This is a genomic window from Streptomyces lasiicapitis, assembly GCF_014646335.1.
GTDB classification, from domain to species: domain Bacteria; phylum Actinomycetota; class Actinomycetes; order Streptomycetales; family Streptomycetaceae; genus Streptomyces; species Streptomyces lasiicapitis.
Genome location: NZ_BMNG01000026.1, coordinates 4,532 through 19,796, shown reverse-complemented (window position 1 = coordinate 19,796; position 15,265 = coordinate 4,532). Strand labels below are relative to the sequence as shown.

At 71.0% G+C, this 15,265-nt stretch carries 15 protein-coding genes; 10 read left to right on the top strand and 5 right to left on the bottom strand.

Going from position 1 to position 15,265, the window contains the following annotated elements; all coding sequences use genetic code 11:
• The first annotated feature begins 238 nt into the window (after positions 1–238).
• Complete coding sequence (locus IEY91_RS39015) at positions 239–1,141, top strand: hypothetical protein (RefSeq protein ID WP_189177531.1); 903 nt, start codon at positions 239–241, stop codon at positions 1,139–1,141.
• An 88-nt stretch (positions 1,142–1,229) separates the two neighbouring features.
• Here the strand turns inward: IEY91_RS39015 and IEY91_RS39010 are convergent, their stop codons facing one another.
• Entirely contained in the window at positions 1,230–1,523 is a 294-nt protein-coding gene (locus IEY91_RS39010; protein WP_189177530.1) for a hypothetical protein, read from the bottom strand.
• A 352-nt stretch (positions 1,524–1,875) separates the two neighbouring features.
• Here IEY91_RS39010 and IEY91_RS39005 point away from each other — a divergent pair, with 352 nt between their 5' ends.
• Both IEY91_RS39005 and IEY91_RS39000 read left to right on the top strand, forming a co-directional pair.
• A complete protein-coding gene (locus IEY91_RS39005) occupies positions 1,876–5,340 on the top strand; it encodes a DNA polymerase III subunit alpha (protein WP_229697647.1) in 3,465 nt (1,154 codons plus the stop codon).
• 5 nt (positions 5,341–5,345) lie between these two features.
• The gene (locus IEY91_RS39000; RefSeq protein ID WP_189177529.1) at positions 5,346–6,371 is read left to right on the top strand and encodes a DNA polymerase Y family protein; all 1,026 of its coding nucleotides are present in this window, start codon (positions 5,346–5,348) and stop codon (positions 6,369–6,371) included.
• Positions 6,372–6,472: 101 nt separating this feature from the next.
• Here the strand turns inward: IEY91_RS39000 and IEY91_RS38995 are convergent, their stop codons facing one another.
• Positions 6,473–7,132, bottom strand: a complete 660-nt coding sequence (locus tag IEY91_RS38995; RefSeq protein ID WP_189177528.1) for an HNH endonuclease family protein — start codon at positions 7,130–7,132, stop codon at positions 6,473–6,475.
• A 149-nt stretch (positions 7,133–7,281) separates the two neighbouring features.
• On the opposite strand from IEY91_RS38995, the gene IEY91_RS38990 reads away from it, so the two are divergent.
• Positions 7,282–7,533, top strand: a complete 252-nt coding sequence (locus IEY91_RS38990; RefSeq protein ID WP_229697646.1) for a hypothetical protein — start codon at positions 7,282–7,284, stop codon at positions 7,531–7,533.
• Positions 7,534–7,537: 4 nt separating this feature from the next.
• Here the strand turns inward: IEY91_RS38990 and IEY91_RS38985 are convergent, their stop codons facing one another.
• Positions 7,538–7,693 carry a hypothetical protein gene (locus IEY91_RS38985; protein ID WP_189177527.1) on the bottom strand — a complete coding sequence of 52 codons (156 nt, stop codon included), beginning with the start codon at positions 7,691–7,693 and terminating at the stop codon, positions 7,538–7,540.
• A 136-nt stretch (positions 7,694–7,829) separates the two neighbouring features.
• Here IEY91_RS38985 and IEY91_RS42450 point away from each other — a divergent pair, with 136 nt between their 5' ends.
• A complete protein-coding gene (locus tag IEY91_RS42450; RefSeq protein ID WP_189177612.1) occupies positions 7,830–9,140 on the top strand; it encodes a hypothetical protein in 1,311 nt (436 codons plus the stop codon).
• 71 nt (positions 9,141–9,211) lie between these two features.
• Here the strand turns inward: IEY91_RS42450 and IEY91_RS38975 are convergent, their stop codons facing one another.
• Positions 9,212–9,415 carry a hypothetical protein gene (locus IEY91_RS38975; protein WP_189177526.1) on the bottom strand — a complete coding sequence of 68 codons (204 nt, stop codon included), beginning with the start codon at positions 9,413–9,415 and terminating at the stop codon, positions 9,212–9,214.
• Between the two features lie 122 nt (positions 9,416–9,537).
• Between IEY91_RS38975 and IEY91_RS38970 the strand changes: the two genes are divergently transcribed.
• The 4 genes from IEY91_RS38970 to IEY91_RS38955 all read left to right on the top strand — a co-directional run bounded on the left by IEY91_RS38970 (position 9,538) and on the right by IEY91_RS38955 (position 13,132).
• On the top strand, positions 9,538–9,876 hold the full coding sequence (locus IEY91_RS38970; protein WP_189177525.1) for a hypothetical protein: 339 nt from the start codon (positions 9,538–9,540) through the stop codon (positions 9,874–9,876).
• Positions 9,877–10,164: 288 nt separating this feature from the next.
• Complete coding sequence (locus IEY91_RS38965) at positions 10,165–11,265, top strand: DUF6292 family protein (protein ID WP_229697644.1); 1,101 nt, start codon at positions 10,165–10,167, stop codon at positions 11,263–11,265.
• A 187-nt stretch (positions 11,266–11,452) separates the two neighbouring features.
• Positions 11,453–11,908 carry a hypothetical protein gene (locus IEY91_RS38960; protein WP_189177524.1) on the top strand — a complete coding sequence of 152 codons (456 nt, stop codon included), beginning with the start codon at positions 11,453–11,455 and terminating at the stop codon, positions 11,906–11,908.
• Between the two features lie 234 nt (positions 11,909–12,142).
• Positions 12,143–13,132, top strand: coding sequence for a hypothetical protein (locus IEY91_RS38955; protein ID WP_189177523.1), 990 nt, complete (start codon positions 12,143–12,145; stop codon positions 13,130–13,132).
• Positions 13,133–13,186: 54 nt separating this feature from the next.
• On the opposite strand, the gene IEY91_RS38950 is transcribed toward IEY91_RS38955, so the two are convergent.
• Entirely contained in the window at positions 13,187–14,131 is a 945-nt protein-coding gene (locus IEY91_RS38950; protein ID WP_189177522.1) for a hypothetical protein, read from the bottom strand.
• A 274-nt stretch (positions 14,132–14,405) separates the two neighbouring features.
• On the opposite strand from IEY91_RS38950, the gene IEY91_RS38945 reads away from it, so the two are divergent.
• Positions 14,406–14,948: an AAA family ATPase gene (locus tag IEY91_RS38945; protein ID WP_373288120.1), complete on the top strand. Its 543-nt coding sequence runs from the start codon at positions 14,406–14,408 to the stop codon at positions 14,946–14,948.
• The last annotated feature ends 317 nt before the right edge of the window (positions 14,949–15,265 follow it).

The following is a 15,265-nucleotide window of genomic DNA, read 5'->3' as shown; positions in this document are numbered from 1 at the left end:
ACCAGGCGAACGGGTGATCCGGTGCCGTGCGTACCGGGCTGCTGCGTGTCGCGGGTACATGCCGGGCTACGGTGTTCCGCACAGCCGTGGCAGACCGGCTGGCTGCCGCGCAGTTCGCCCCGGACGAACTCACAGGCCCAAGGGTGCGATACCCAGTCGCCACTCCACCGATCACCCGCCGTACCGCGGAACTCCCCATACCGCTGCTGATCCGGGCGCAGCTGACGAGGGAACCGCTATGCCCTTCTCCCAGGACAAGATGCGCCTGGCGACCTGCCGCGAACTCCTGAACCTCCCGGATCGCGACCTGCGGGTCATCCGCCGCCCCAGCGGCCGCATCGTGCTCGACATCGCGCACGCAGGGCAGCAGGCCTTCCAGGCGATGCTGTTCGACTGCTTCTTCAGTCCCGTCCGCGAGCACCCCTTCGACCGCAGCCGCGGCCGTTCCTTCGCCGATCTGGAGACGTACTTCAACTCCGTGAGCCCTCGGACCGACCGACTCGTCATCCGCACCAACACCGCGGCGCGCGTCGCCCTGTACCTCTTGCCCACCGTCCGCGAATTCGCCGACGGCACCATCGAACTCGCCGGCCTGCCCGGCGTACGCCTCGCCGATCTGGGCAAGCGCCGCCTGCTCCTGCACCACCTGCCCACCGGCGGTCAGGTCGAACTCCTCGACACCCGCAGCGGACTGGACGTCAACGACGTGGACCTGCTGATGGGCGATCGCGCGATCGACACTGACGACCACCAACCGGCCATCTGGATCCACCGGCTGGTGTGGCGCGAGCGCGGCCTCACCCCCAGCGAAGCCACCGCGGCCCCGCACTGGGCCACCACCGCCCACACCTCTCTGCACAGCGCTCTGATGACCCGCCTCCACCTCTGGCCCGGCGGGTACAACCGCCGCGCCAGCACCGCGCCCGCCCGGCGCGCTAACGCCCGCCACTGCCTGACCTGGAGGTACGGACGGGCCACCGACGACATCGCCCGGCTCCTCACCCACTCACCTGTGGCTATCCCCGGCGCCGTCTACACCCCCTCCAGCACCTGCGGCCGGGACCGGGCTCTGCTGCGGCTCAACGGCGCGGCCATCGAACTCGACGGCCCGCTGCCGGACGAGGCCGCACGTCATGAATGAGCGTTTCAGGTGTCCAACTCAGGCAGTTGAGAGGCGTTGGCGAGCAGCTGCGAGACCATCCGCGACGGGGTGCTCGGGGCCCGCCGCCCTATGCCTGCGGCCAGCGCAGATACCGGCGGGCGCCCAGCACGCCGAGTAGTCCCCCCACGGCAGCGGGCACCGCATTGACGATCAAGCTGGTGCCGAGCGTTGCTCCGGCGCCGAGCCCGGCCATGACGCCGAGCATGGCCCCGCTGATGTACGTCGGGAGGGCCCGGCTGGCGGGCCCATGACGGCGGGCGCGCAGCTGCCCCGGTTCGCCGCGTAGCTGTTCCTGCCGCTCCCGCCAGCGCTCGGCCCGCACGATCGCCTCGAATGCGGCGGAGGTGTCCGACGGCTCCACTGGGCCCCCTCGGTGGTTGGGGACCGCCGGGGGTAGCGAGGACGTGGTCGCCCCGTGGCGGTCTTCCGTCGCCGGGCACCTTGCCCAGGGCAGGGCGGTGAACCGGGTGTCGCACGGTTCAACGGCACTGCGGGGCGTGATGTCACGGGGGTGGGCGCCTACGCATCCTGCGGTCTCGGCCGGGTTCCGTCCTGCTCTGCTGGCCGGGAGGGGCGGCCGCCACGGTCTCCTGCCGACAGCATCGCTTCGTGACCTGCGTATCTGCGCGCTACTATTGTTCGAACAGAGATTCGATACCAGTGGGGCGTCTCGTGAGATAGCGGGTGAAAGGGGTGGAGATGGGAGGCATGGTGTGCCCAGTTTTAGCCACCTCCATGTCGCTTCCGGGTACTCGGCCCGCTACGGCGCCTCGCTCCCCGACGCCCTCGTACGCGCGGCCGCCGAGCGCGGGATGACCACGCTGGCACTGACCGACCGCGACACCGTCGCCGGTACCGCGCGCTTCGCCAAGGCCTGCGCGAAGGAAAATGTCCGGCCCGTGTTCGGCGTCGACCTGGCCGTCGCCGCCCACGCTCCCGCGCAGCTGTCCCGGAGGCCGCGGACCCCGGTACGCGGTGGCGCGCACGTGCCCCAGGCGCCGCTGCGCATCGTGCTCCTGGCCCGGTCGGCGGCCGGGTGGGCGCGGCTGTGCCGCCTGGTGTCGGCCGCGCACGCGCACCCCCTGAACGGTCAGCCCGTCGCCTCCTGGGATGCCCTGTGCGAGCACGCTGCCGAGGACCTGGTCGTGTTGCTCGGTCCGGCCAGCGAGCCGGTGCGCGCGCTGTCCGCGGGCCGCCCCGACGTCGCCGAGCGGCTGTTGGCGCCGTGGCGGGAGCTGGCCGGCGACAACCTTCGCCTGGAGGCCGTCTCCTACGGACAGGCCGGGCTCGGTGCGGGCACCACTCGGCTGGCCGCCCACACCCTCACCCTCGGCGACCGCCTCGGCATCCGCGTGGTGCTCGCCAACGCCGTCCGCTACGCCCACCCCGCGCAGCACCGCCTCGCCGATGTCCTGGACGCCGCCCGCCTGCTGCGCCCCATCCCGCACCGCGGGCCGCTGGATCCCGGCGAGCGCCACCTGAAGGACAGCGTCGCGATGGCGCAGGTCGCCGATCAGATCGCCGCAGCCGCCGGTACCGGTGCCGATCGCGCCGCGCGCCTGCTCGCCGAGACCGCGGGCACGGCGGAGGCGTGCGTCGTGGACCCCGTCGCCGACCTGGGCATCGGCAGGCCCCACTTCCCCGAGCCGGAGGTGGTCGGTGCCGGGCGCGGAGCGGGGGAGGGGATGCGACTGCTGCGCCAGCGCTGCGAGGCGGGCATGCTCGCCCGTGGCCTGGACCGCGATGTGCGGGCCCGCACACAGCTGGAGTACGAGCTCGGCGTGATCGGGCGCCTGGGCTACGAGGCGTACTTCCTCGCGGTCGCCCAGGTGGTGGCGGATGTACGGGCGATGGGCGTGCGGGTCGCCGCCCGCGGCTCCGGCGCCGGGAGCATGGTCAATCACACCCTGTTCGTTGCCACGGCCAACCCGCTCGACTTCCGGTTGCTCTTCGAGCGGTTCCTGAGCGAGCGCAGGACGTCGCTGCCGGACATCGACCTGGACGTGGAGTCCGCGCGCCGCCTGGACGTCTACGACGCGATCATCGAGAGATTCGGGGCCGAGCGGGTCGCGGTCACCGGCATGCCCGAGACCTACCGCGCCCGGCACGCCTTGCGCGACACCGGCCTTGCCCTCGGGCTGGCGCCCCAGGTGGTGGACCGGATTGCCAAATCGTTTCCGCACATCCGCGCCTGCGACATCCCGCACGCCCTCAAGGAACTGCCTGAACTACGACAACTGGCTGCCGAGGCGGACGAGTTCGGGCCGCTGTGGGAGCTCGCCGCGGGCCTGGACGGGCTGCCCCGCGGCTACGCCATGCACCCCTGCGGCGTGATCCTCTCCAACGCGTCCCTGCTGGACCGGCTCCCGGTGCAGCCCACCCCTGGCGGCTACCCGATGGTGCAGGCCGACAAGGAGGACGTCGAGGACCTGGGCCTGGTCAAGCTCGATGTGCTGGGCGTGCGGATGCAGTCGGCGATGGCCCACGCTGTCACAGAGATCCGCCGCACCACCGGCCGCCAGCTCGACCTCGACAGCCCCGACCACGTCCCCCTCGACGACCCGGACACGTTCGCGTTGATCAAGCGGGGCAACGTGCTCGGGTGCTTCCAGATCGAGAGTCCGGGCCAGCAGGACCTGATTGGCCGCCTGCAGCCGGCCGACATGCAGGACGTGATCGCGGACATCTCGCTGTTCCGGCCGGGCCCGGTGGCCGGCGGTATGCCCGCGAGGTTCATCGCCGCCCGGCACGGCGCCGCGGCGCCGCACTATCCCCACCCTGACCTGGAGCCGATCCTCAACGACACCTACGGCGTGGTGATCTGGCACGAGCAGATCATCGCCATCCTGGCGAAGATGACTGGCTGCGACCGCGCCGCCGGCGACGTCGCCCGTCGCGCCCTCGCCGATCCCGACCGCCTGCCGCGCGTCGAGGTCTGGTTCAAGACCACCGCGGGCGAGCGCGGCTACAGCACCACGGTCGTCGACGAGGTGTGGTCGGTCATCAAGGAGTTCGGCGCGTACGGGTTCTGCAGGGCGCACGCGGTGGCGTTCGCCGTGCCGGCGGTGCAGTCCGCGTGGCTGAAGGCCCATCACCCCGCGGCGTTCTACGCCGGGCTGCTGGAGCACGATCCGGGGATGTGGCCGATGCGGGTGATCGTCTCCGACGCCCGCCGCAACCACGTCCCGATCCTGCCCGTAGACGTCAACGCCTCCCGCATCGCCCACAGCGTCGAGCGGACCGCCGCCGGGTGGGGGGTCCGTCTGGCGCTGTCCACGGTCCGCGGCATCAGGGAGGCCGAGACCGCCCGGATCGAGGCCGGCCACCCCTACACCAGCCTCCAGGACCTCCACCAGCGGGCCCGCCCGTCGCTGCCCGTGATCCAGCGCCTGATCCAGATCGGCGCCCTCGGCGCGCTGCAGGGCCGGGCGAGCCGCCGCGACCTGCTACTGCAGGCCACCGAACTGCACCGGCACACGGCTCAGCGGGCGGCCGCGGACGGGCAGTTGCCGCTTGGCGGCGACCTCGTCACCGCCGGGTCCAGCGGGCTGCCGGAGATGAGCGGCCGCGAACGGCTGGCCGCCGAGCTCGACGTGCTGTCCATCGACGTCACCCACCACCTGATGGAGCACCACCACCGCCTGCTGCGCGAGCTCGGCGCCACCACCGCCACCCAGCTCCAGTTCCTGCACCCCGGCCAGCGCGTCCTGGTCGCCGGTGTACGGGCCTCCACCCAGACCCCGCCCATCCCCTCCGGGAAACGCGTCATCTTCACCACCCTCGAGGACGGCACCGGCCTGGTCGACATCGCGTTCTTCGAGGACTCCCACGACGCCTGCGCCCACACCGTCTTCCACTGCGGGCTGCTCCTGGTCCGCGGCACCGTGGAGCGCCGCGGCCGACGGCGCACGGTCGTCGGCGACATGGTCTGGGACCTGGAAGAGGTCGCTGCCGCCCGCCGCGACCACGGCCCCGCGGCCGCCCTCGAACTCCTCGGCCGCACCACCCTCGCACCCACTCCGGCCCAGACCGCCGGTGAACGCCCGGAGAGCGACCGGACCTTGAAGGACGGGACGGCCGGCGCCGAGCTCCACCCCTACGCCGACCTGCAGCCCGCCGGCAGCCGCGCGGCCGACGTACGCCGCCTGGGCCACCGCAGTCCCGGATCCGCGGGGTGATGGCCATGAACGCGCCCGCGCGCAGCATCCTCCACGTTCACCTCCACGGCCTTGGTCCCGCGGACACGGACCTGTACGAGGAGGTCCTCGCCCTGCTCCGCGGCATCACCCCGTTCGTCCAGCCCGTGCCGCCGAACGCCGCCGACCTCGATGTCACCGGCGCACTGCGCTACTTCGACCGCGACACCACAGGCCTGGCCGCCGTGGTCAGGCTGCGCGTGCTCGCCCTGTACGGCCTCCACACCACCCTCGCGGCCGCCCCCAACCGCATGCTCGCCACCATGGCCGCCGCCGCCACCCCGCCCGGCAGAACGACCGCCGTGCCCGCCGACCCTGCCGGCATCGACGCCTTCCTGCGGCCCCGCCCCGCGGCCGCCCTGTGGGGAGTGGGGCCCGCCACCGCACGCACCCTGACCCTCCACGGCCTGCACACCATCGGCGACATCGCCGACACCCCGCTGCTCACCCTCCAGCGCCTGCTCGGCACCGCCACCGGACGCGCCCTGCACGAACGGGCCCACGGACACGACCTCCGGCCCGTCACCCCAGAAGCAATCCTGCGCTCCACCAGCGCCGAACACCGCTTCCCCCGCGACGAACTCGACGCCACCGAGCACCGCCGGGTGCTGCTGGACCTGGCCGGACAACTCGGGGCCCGGCTGCGCGAAGACCGCCAGGCCGCCGCCGGCCTCGCCCTGACCGTCCGCTACGCCGACAACACCACGACCACGCGCAGCCGCACCCTGCCCGAGCCCACCGGCCACACCCGCATACTCGCCGACGCCACATACACCCTCTACGACAGCCTCGCCCTCCAACGGGCCCGCGTCCGGGCGATGAGCCTGCGAGGGGAGAACCTCCGCCCAGCCGAACACACCACCCGGCAACTGACCTTCGACGCCTCCCTGGACAAGGCGCTGCTCCTGGAAGCCGTGGCCGACCGGGCGCGACAGCGCTACGGCAGCGACGTCATCCAACCCGCGGCCCTGGCGAAGGCACCCGGTCAGCTCCGCTTGGCCCACGGTCAGTAGCCGCGCCCTCTCACCCGGAACGGCGCTGGCTGCACCCGCCATGGAGAGGGTGCAGCCGGCGCCGTGCTCGTCGGCTGGGGAGGCGTGCGCGGGCCCAGGGCTTAGCGGGCGAGCTCCACCTCGATGGGGGTGTTCGGGCATGCGGCCAGGGAGTTGTTGAGGGCTGCTGCTTCGTTGGGGTCGACGGCGAGCCTCCAGCGGGTCTTGATCGCGACCCACTGGGTCGCGTACTCGCAGTGGTTGCCGGCGGCCGGGGGCATCCAGGTGGCCGGGTCCTGATCGGCCTTGGAGCGGTTGCTGGCGGCGGTGACCGCGATCAGCGCGCGGGGGTCGTTGAGGTCGTTGGCGTAGGCCTGGCGCTCGGCGGCAGTCCACCACTTCGCCCCAGAATCCCAGCCTTCAGCGAGAGGGACGCGGTGGTCAATGTCGATGGTGCGGGGCCCGTCGACCCACCGGTCGTCGTACGGCGAATACCAGAGGCCCCCGGTCAGGGTGCAGCGGGCGCCCTGCTCAGGTGCGGTGACGGCTTCTTCGAGGAGAACCTCGGCGCGCGTGTTGCAGCCGTCGCGGTCGGCATCGATCCAGTGGCGGAACTTGTCGCGGGTGTAGCCGGTGCGGTCCTCGTCCGCGACGGCCAGGGCGCTGAGGGCCTCACGAACAGGCAGGTTGACGGTGTCACCGGGGTCGGCAGCGTGCGCCGTGGTGGTGGGGCCGAGCAGGGCAGCGAGGGCGGCAAGGGTGACTGCGGCGCGGATGCGCACGATCTCCTCCGAAGAGCACGACAACAGGGTCGTGATCTTCGTAGCGGGAGCCGGAGGTGCGCCGCGCCGGATTCCGGGGGTGCGCCACCCGTGTGGGCGGTAAGTCGGATGGTCGGCGTGACCTGCGGTGAGGCTTAAGATCTGGCCATGTGAGCGATTTCAAGCCCCCAGTCGAGCTGATCAAGAAGGAACGTTCCGCCGAGGAGGCGCGAGCCAGGCTCGCGGGCCTCGAAGGCGAGGCCTACGAGAAGCAGTGGCGCACCTGGCGCACGGCCGCCGAGGACTTCCAGGCCGCGGTTACCGAGTACGCCGCGCGCAATGACGTGACCATGGCCCGAAACGACCTGGAGCAGGCGGTGAAGGCCGCCGTCCGGCACGCGGAGGAGGACCCGGCCGAGTAGACGGCTACGGCCAGCTCTTCAGTACACGCCATTCGTCGCCGTCGCGTTCGGCGAGCTCGATGCGGGTGCCGGGGCGGCCGCCGTGGTCGCCCCACCAGCCCTGCGCGATGCGGGTACCGGAGCGGGTGAGGGTGACGCGGTAGCGCTGCGGATCGGGCACGGGTGCATTTTAAGCCACTGCGCCATGGAAATGATCTTTCTCCCGGCCCACGCTCACTGACCCCCCTCTTCCTTTCCAACACGGGGGCGTGATCAGGTGAGTTCTCTGAGTATCGGTGGCTGCGGAGGGGGAGGAGATGCACCGGGCCCGCGTGGAGAAGACCAAGCGTCACGTCTTCGCGTACCAGATCGCCGGCGAGTACGCAGAGGCGCTGAAGCGGACCCCGCTCATCTGCTGGAAGTGCGCGAGCGCCGTCGTATCGGTGGTCGGCTACACCAAGCGCAACGGCAGCACCTACCGGGCACAGTTCCGGCTCGCTCCGAGCACCGAGCACGAAGGAACCTGCCCGCTGAACCCGACCACGGTCATCACCGCGATCGCCCACGGCGCCCACGACCTGGCCCACGTCGACGACTCCGGCGTCCTGCGCCTGACCCTCCCCAAGGACCTGACCGGCCTCCCCGAAGCCCCACCGCCAGGTGACGGCACGGTACCCGGAGAGACCGCCGGGCAGAACATCACCACGGTGCGGCCGCTGCTGCCCCCGCTCATCAACAGCGCCGCGAAGGTCGCCCGCTTCCTGCAGCTGCACGATTTCGACGAAGAGATCGTCAACCGCTTCCGTGTCCAACCCCACGGCCGCAAACGCCCCATCCCCTGGGGAGAGTTCTGCTACGGCCCCGCACCCACCTCATACGCCCGGCTGTACGAGCTGCGCCGCGCGAAGACACCGATCACCCACCCGATCGCCTTGTACGGAACCGTCCAGCGCATCGGGCACGAAGCCAAGAGCGGCCGCCCCTACGCCGTCCTCGGCGCCGACGTACCCGCCGGCGCCGGGCGCTTCGATGTGCTGCTGCGCTCCGCCTTCGACACCCTCATCAAGCCCCTCGGGATCGGGATGCACGTCCTGGCCGTCGGCGACTGGGACATCTTCGCCAAGGGCCGGACCCCACAATTGCGCCTGTTCGCCACAGAGCACTGGCAGGTCGCGTACTGGAGTCTCGATGAGGAGACCGGGCAGGTCTCCGAGCCGACCTGCCCACCCTCCGTCACGGCCCGCCAACGCGTCATCGCCCAGACCGAGGAGCGCGCACGCCGCCCCAAGCCGCCCAAGCGCCCTGCTGTCCCGCGCCGACAACCCGCTCCTCGGCCGCTTGGCAATCCGCCCGCAGGAGTCGAGCCATTCCCTTCCCCAGCAGTAGCGCCGCCGCCTCCGCTGAGCAGTCCACCGCCCGGCAACGCTCTCGCATCACCACCGCCCGGCGGGCCTGTCGCGCCCCATGAGCCCTCACCGGCAAAACCTGAGGAGGGCCCCGCCTCCGCCGCCCTTGCACCGCCTGCGAATCCGCCGCGGCCGTCCAGGCCCCCGCAGCCTGAGACTCGGCTTCCTCCACCGCACCCGCGCCGCCGAGGTCTGGGCCGTTGGTTCCGCCGACGCAAGTGACAGACCTGCTCATCATCCGGCAGGAGCGAGGGGATGGGCGGGTGGGTTGCCGCGCGGTCCAGGCCGGTAGCTCAGTCCAGAGTCGGCATGCGTCCGGCGAGCTGGACGACGAAGGCGGCCGCGAGCTCGCCGGCCTCGCCGTCATCGTGAGTCCTGATCCACTGCGCCAGTGTGAACGCCACTCTCACTTCGCCCTGGCTCATGAGCGCCACCCGTTCCTCCTGGTCCTCGAGGAAGTCCCACACCCTGCTGAAGTCGATCACTGTGTCGTTCATCGCATCGGACAACGCAGACCGGGCGACCGGGTTACGGACAACCGGATCCCGCCAGAGCTCAACTCCCCGCTCATATGAAGGGGCATGATGAACCCCTTGGTCATTTGAGGAGGGGGATCTCCATGGCGGACGTCTGGGTGCTCGACACGCCCCTGCAGGAGCGCAGAACATCCATCCTGGTGCGGGCCGACGCCATCACCTATCTGAGTTGCGATCGGCACAAGCTCATCGCGTCCCGGCTGGAGTCGGAGGAGACCGTCGCGCTGGCCCAGGAGGGCACGTACATGGGGAAGCGCACCCCACCGCTGCCCGAGAACTTCCACACCGCGCTTCTGGCGGCGATAGGCCAGGCGCGGAAGCAGGCAGACACCACGGGCGAGGACCAGGTCCTCATGGCCGAAACCGACGACCACGACGAGTGGAGCTGGGGCGTCTTCCCGCTCGCCGACATGGCGGTGTAGTTGGTCGAGGTGGGGGATGAGTCGGCCGGCGCCCAATCCGCCGAAGCGGGTGGCAAGAGCGCCGGCCTCGAAGACCACTACCTGAAGGCGAACCTGAAGGACGTGGACGGTGTCGAGTGTAGCGAGGCGCCGCGGAGAACGGGGCCGTTCCTTGCCCTCATTCTCGAAAGCCCGATAGTTTTCTTTCGTCGGCCTGGTGGCCGGCGGCCCCGAATCCCGTGCCTCGCCAAGGAGTCCACCCATGCCGCACGTAGAGGTGCGCCGCGTCCCGCACAGTGCTGATTCGCCGTGCGCAGTGCTGCGGCCGGGGTGGCCGGTGTGATCCGGGCCGGACGCACCGAGTTCGTGCAGACACGGGACGAGCTGGCCCATGCCGCGTACCCGGTCACGGGCATGAAGCCGAGCACGTTCGCCAAGCACAAGCCGTACACCGCCGAGGACTTCCCCGCACCGATCAGCTCGGACGACGCGAGAGTGCTGCTCTGGGACAGCGAGCAGACCGCGGCCCACTACGCCGACGAGCCCGTTCCCGCGCTCCCGGACACGGACGACGACCAGGACCTGCTCGACCGCAACGAGGCGGCCGCCCTGCTGCAGGTGTCGCCGAGGTCCTGGGACACCTATAAGACGGACCCCCAGATCAAGCCGCACCTGGTCAAGATCAAAGGCGTGGAGCACTGCCCGCGGCACATCGCGGCCGCGTACCAGGCGGCACGGCAGGCCGGACCGGGCCGCGCAGGCAATCCGGGCCGGCCGCGCGGCAGCGGCGACATGGTGCCCCGCGACGAAATCCCCCAGAGGGTCAGCGCGCTGCTCGATGTCGATGCCGCGGTCACCTCGAAGACCGTCATGGCCGAACTCGGCCTGTCGTACGTGACGGCCACCCGATCCCTGTCCCGCCTGCGCGGCGAGCGCGTCGCCGACCTGCTCGCCACCGATCCGACCCTGACGCCGGCAGCGGCCGCGAGCCAGCTCGGCTACCCGACGGCCGTGCACCGCACGGCGATCGCCTACGCACGCACCGAACTGCGGGCTCGGGCAGTGCGGCCCTACGTCCAGGACGTGGCCGACGCGCTCGCTTCCGACGGCCTGGCCCAGCACCAGGACGTCGCCGTGGTGCACGTGGCCGATGACGTGCTGGCCGCAGCCGTGGTGCTCGCCTTCAACGCGCCGGTGCCGGCGTTGGTGTGGGACGAGCGCTTCGGGTGGCGGACAGCGACGAGCCGCCGGCACCCGATCGGCCGGGAGTCCGGGCGGCCGCCGGAGGGGGAGGGCACCCGTTACCTCAGCGCGGAGCAGCAGCCCTCGCCCCAGGAAGTGCTCGCCGCGGTCCACGACGGCCGACGCGGCACGCGCCGCCCGGCTCAGATCCACTCGCCGCCCGTATAGCCCGACGCGTTGTGCGCTCGGTAGAAGTGGGGCCGTGCACTGTCCGCTGCCGATCAATCGATGGGGATCTGTGAACTCGAAACTGCGTGACACAGCCGCCGTTGGCTGGCCTGCTCTGCGGGGACGCCGGGTCGTCCTTGACGACCGATGGGCAAGCAGCGAGGACGAGCGGCCCAGCCGCGACTCAGTGCACCAGGGCGTCGTCACCGATGTCCGGGAGGACGGGGTCAGCGGCACGGTCGAACTGACCTTGACCCGGTACGACGGCAGCACACGATTGCTGCGCCCCATCGGCCAGTTCACCGTCACCGACGAGGACGACGGCCACATCGTCTACTCGCCCGCGCGGCACGCCGCACGAACCCTCCCCTTGACCTTCATCGAAGCCGCCCGCCTCCTTGCCCCGGAGCAGTGGAAGGCCATGGACGAGCTCCTGCAACACACGCCCGCCGACCGACTCCCGCCGGAAGGCGCCTTGGCCTTGGCCACGCTGGCCGCCCAGATGTGGTGGGAGTGCACGAGCGACGAGGACACCCTCGACGACGAAAGATCACCAGCCGCCCGCTACGCGCGGGCAGCCGCGTACGTGTGGCAGGCCTGGGCCGCAGACGCCGACCTCGGCGATCGGCCGACCCCAAGGTGAGTTCTGGACACGCCGTCCTCGCTGGATGCCCGCCGGCACGCACGGTATGACCTACCGTCGGGAGCGTGGCCACGATGGGGCCGCGCTTCTCCTGGACGTCTCGGCCCATTCGGCATCCAGGGGCTGAAGCGAAGGAGCTCGGCTTCACCGCGTCACCGCAATACGTCACACGCACGGTCTTCGTCATGCCCACCGTGCTGCACGGGCCGAGCAGCACGGGGACGGGACCCTGACATGCGCACTGACCGCCTGAGCCGCCTTGCCACCCGCCGCGGCCTGTTCACCGGCGAGTCCTACGACCAAGCCCGCGCGGCGCTGCAGCAGACGCGTGCGCTCATCCCCGAAGCAGTGGGAGACCAGCAGGTCTTCGAGACGTATGCGCTGCGTGAGCTCATCAGGTGCCGCTACGAGTTCACTGCCTACACCTTCGGTATCCGCCGCGTCATCCCACGCAGCGAGTCGCTCACCCTGCACGTCGAGAGCGAGGCACACGCCGAGCGGGTCCTGCGCGCCCTCCTGCCCTCCCACGATCCGACCAGCGAGGTCTTCGGTATCACCGGCGTACGGATCCGCCAGTACACCGACCGGGCGATCGAGCTGCACCGCCTCGGCCAGCACACGTCGCTCGTGCTGACCGGGCCCGCGGTATCGGTGTGGAAGCGGATCGAGCACGACAAGCTCACCGAGACGCTTGACCGCGGATGGGAACCGACCTGGCGCAACCGCGCTGCCTGGACCGATGCTGAACTCCTCTTCCATCAGGAGTACTACACCGATGAGTGGTCGCGCCGCTTCCTGCGCGGAGCATGGTGCGCCAGCGCCCTGCTGCGCCGCCTGCCGGTCTTCCACCAGGTCGCATGCGCCGACGACGTCAGCGCCTACATCGGACACCCCTTCGGCGCCGGCACCTGCCGCTCGAAGGCGATGCGCTGGTGCTTCGACCTCGACCATCGGCCGGGCATCGCCTGGCAGGATGATCGCCTGGCCGACGCCCTCTCCGATCCCGACTTCGGCCTTCCGCTGCGGCGCACCCCGTTCGGCATCGACTTCTACGACACCGCCCCGCACATGCTGCGCCTGGGCGACGTGGAGCAGACCGCTTTCGTCGATCTGCGCTTCACGCACCTCGCGCCCTCGTCACTCAGGCGCGGCCCGCACGCCGCTGTCGTACGCGAGCGTGTAGCAGCCGCTGTTGCCAAGCCGGGTGAATGGCGCCCGGCCTAGTCGGGTGAGCCGGCCCCGCAGCCGGTCAGAGGGCGGGGCCGGATTCCGCGCTCTTCAGCGTGATGGGCACACCAGGGGCAGCGTCCGAAGCGCGGCGTCGGCGGCCACGGCGTGCGCCGTCACGAACGGGTCGTCTCCGGCCAGTTCGGCAGACGGAACATGCGGCCTGAACTTCCGCGGCAGGGTCACCCAGCCCAGCAAGGGCAATCCGCTCTCGGTCATGTCGAGGCTCACGCTGTCGTAGAAGGCGGGGGCGACGTCGCGAACAGCCGTGGCGCCATGGCAGATCACACCTCGCACCGCAACCTGGTGACGGTGATCCTGATCGTGTAGGAACGACAGATGGCGATCGCGCAGGATCGCCGCGCTCTGTCTGGGAGTGAGCTGTCGTTCGAGTGGCAACTGCTCACTGCCGTTCAGCGCCAGTCGGCGCTCCGAGCGGGGCAGATCACCAACATCCGTGAGCGCGAACAGATGGTCGGCTTCGGCGAAGGGCCGCCAGAGGTATGACTCGAAGCACGGGACGAGCACGACGAGATCAAAGTCCCTGCGGGCGGTGACGAGGGCCTCCCGAAGGTGAACATCCCAGCCGTTCGAGCCTTCCTCCTCGGCGTCCCAGTGCATCAGCATGTCGGAGAGCTGTCCGGTTCCCTCCTGGGCACTCCACAGGACTTCGGTCTTCGGACCTGACCGCGGAGCCGGATCCTCCACGACCCAGGACGGAAGGCGGCGCCCCTTTCGGGGAACCATCCGCATGCGCGGGCGAGGCGACTCCCACCTGCGCTCCCGCAGGAGCAGGACTCGCAGACCCTGCCGAGCCCACGCTGCCCCGATACCGCTGACAACATGGACGTGCTCGCACAACACGGGTGCCAGGAACTGCACCACCTGGCCTTCGCCCCCGCCGGCCTGCTGCCGCCGGAGGGCGATCGTGTACTTGGATCCTTGCCGGGCTTCTCGCCGGGCGTGCTGCGCTGCCGTGGACTGTCCCTTGGGCACGACGTTCTCCTCACGGGCAGAGCCACGCCCTCTGCCCATGCAACGACGGGCCGAAGTTTCAGGAGCTGCTGCGCGGGACTCGAAAGACCTTGACCACGTGAGTGCCTTGAGGCGGCGTGGGCCCGAGGGCGGTGGCGAACGGCGGTACGCGACTGGCCGTACCAAGACGGTAGCCCGCCCGCGGCAGAACACGCAGGCCACACGCCGATAGGACCGGACGACGAGGCACGGTCGGCGTCGCGTGTCGGTGGCGGCGGCTACGGTGCTGCGGGTGATCGTGGGAAGTAACAAGACCCGGCTCGTGGTCGTGCGCGGGAACTCGGCATCAGGCAAGTCGTCAGTGGCAGCAGGGATCCGGGACCGGTTTGGCCGCGGCCTGGCCCTGGTCGGTCAGGACAACCTCCGGCGCATCGTGCTGCGTGAACGGGACGTGCCGGGCGGCAAGAACATCGGGCTGATCGACCTGACCGCCCGCTACGCGCTCGACGCCGGCTACCACGTCGTGGTCGAAGGGATCCTGTACGCCGACCGCTACGGCGACATGCTCGCGCGCCTGGTCGCCGACCACCGCGGCACCTCCCGCTGCTACTACCTCGACATCCCGCTCGAGGAGACGCTGGTCCGACACGCCTCGAAGGCCGACCCGCAGTACCTGGCGCAGGTGAACGAGCGCCACCTGCAGGAGTGGTACCGGGAGCGCGACCTGCTCCCCGGCCGACTGGAGACGGTGATCGGCGCCGACGCCCCGCTGGAGGCCACAGTCGAGCGCATCATGAACGAGACCGGGCTCGCCCGCCTGCCTGCCACGGACGACTGAACCGTCAGCCGGTGAAGTCGGCCATCGCTCCTGCGCCCGGCCCGCTCGCGAGGGCTGTTGTTGTCGTGGCCGTTGTGCGGGGGGCCGACCGGCACTGGTGCGCGGTGGGGCGCAGCGGGGTGGGGTGAGGGCGCGCGGCGACCGCGCCGCCGGACGGCGAGGGGCGCCGCTCCGCGCCGCCCCTCGCCTGGCCGCGTGCCTGCCCGCCACTCCGTGCCGGGCAAGCCGGGCGCTCCGCGCCCTCACGCGCTGCGGGAGTCGGCGGATGGTCCCGTGCGCTCCGCGCCCGTGCCCACGCTCCGCGCCGCCGACCCCCT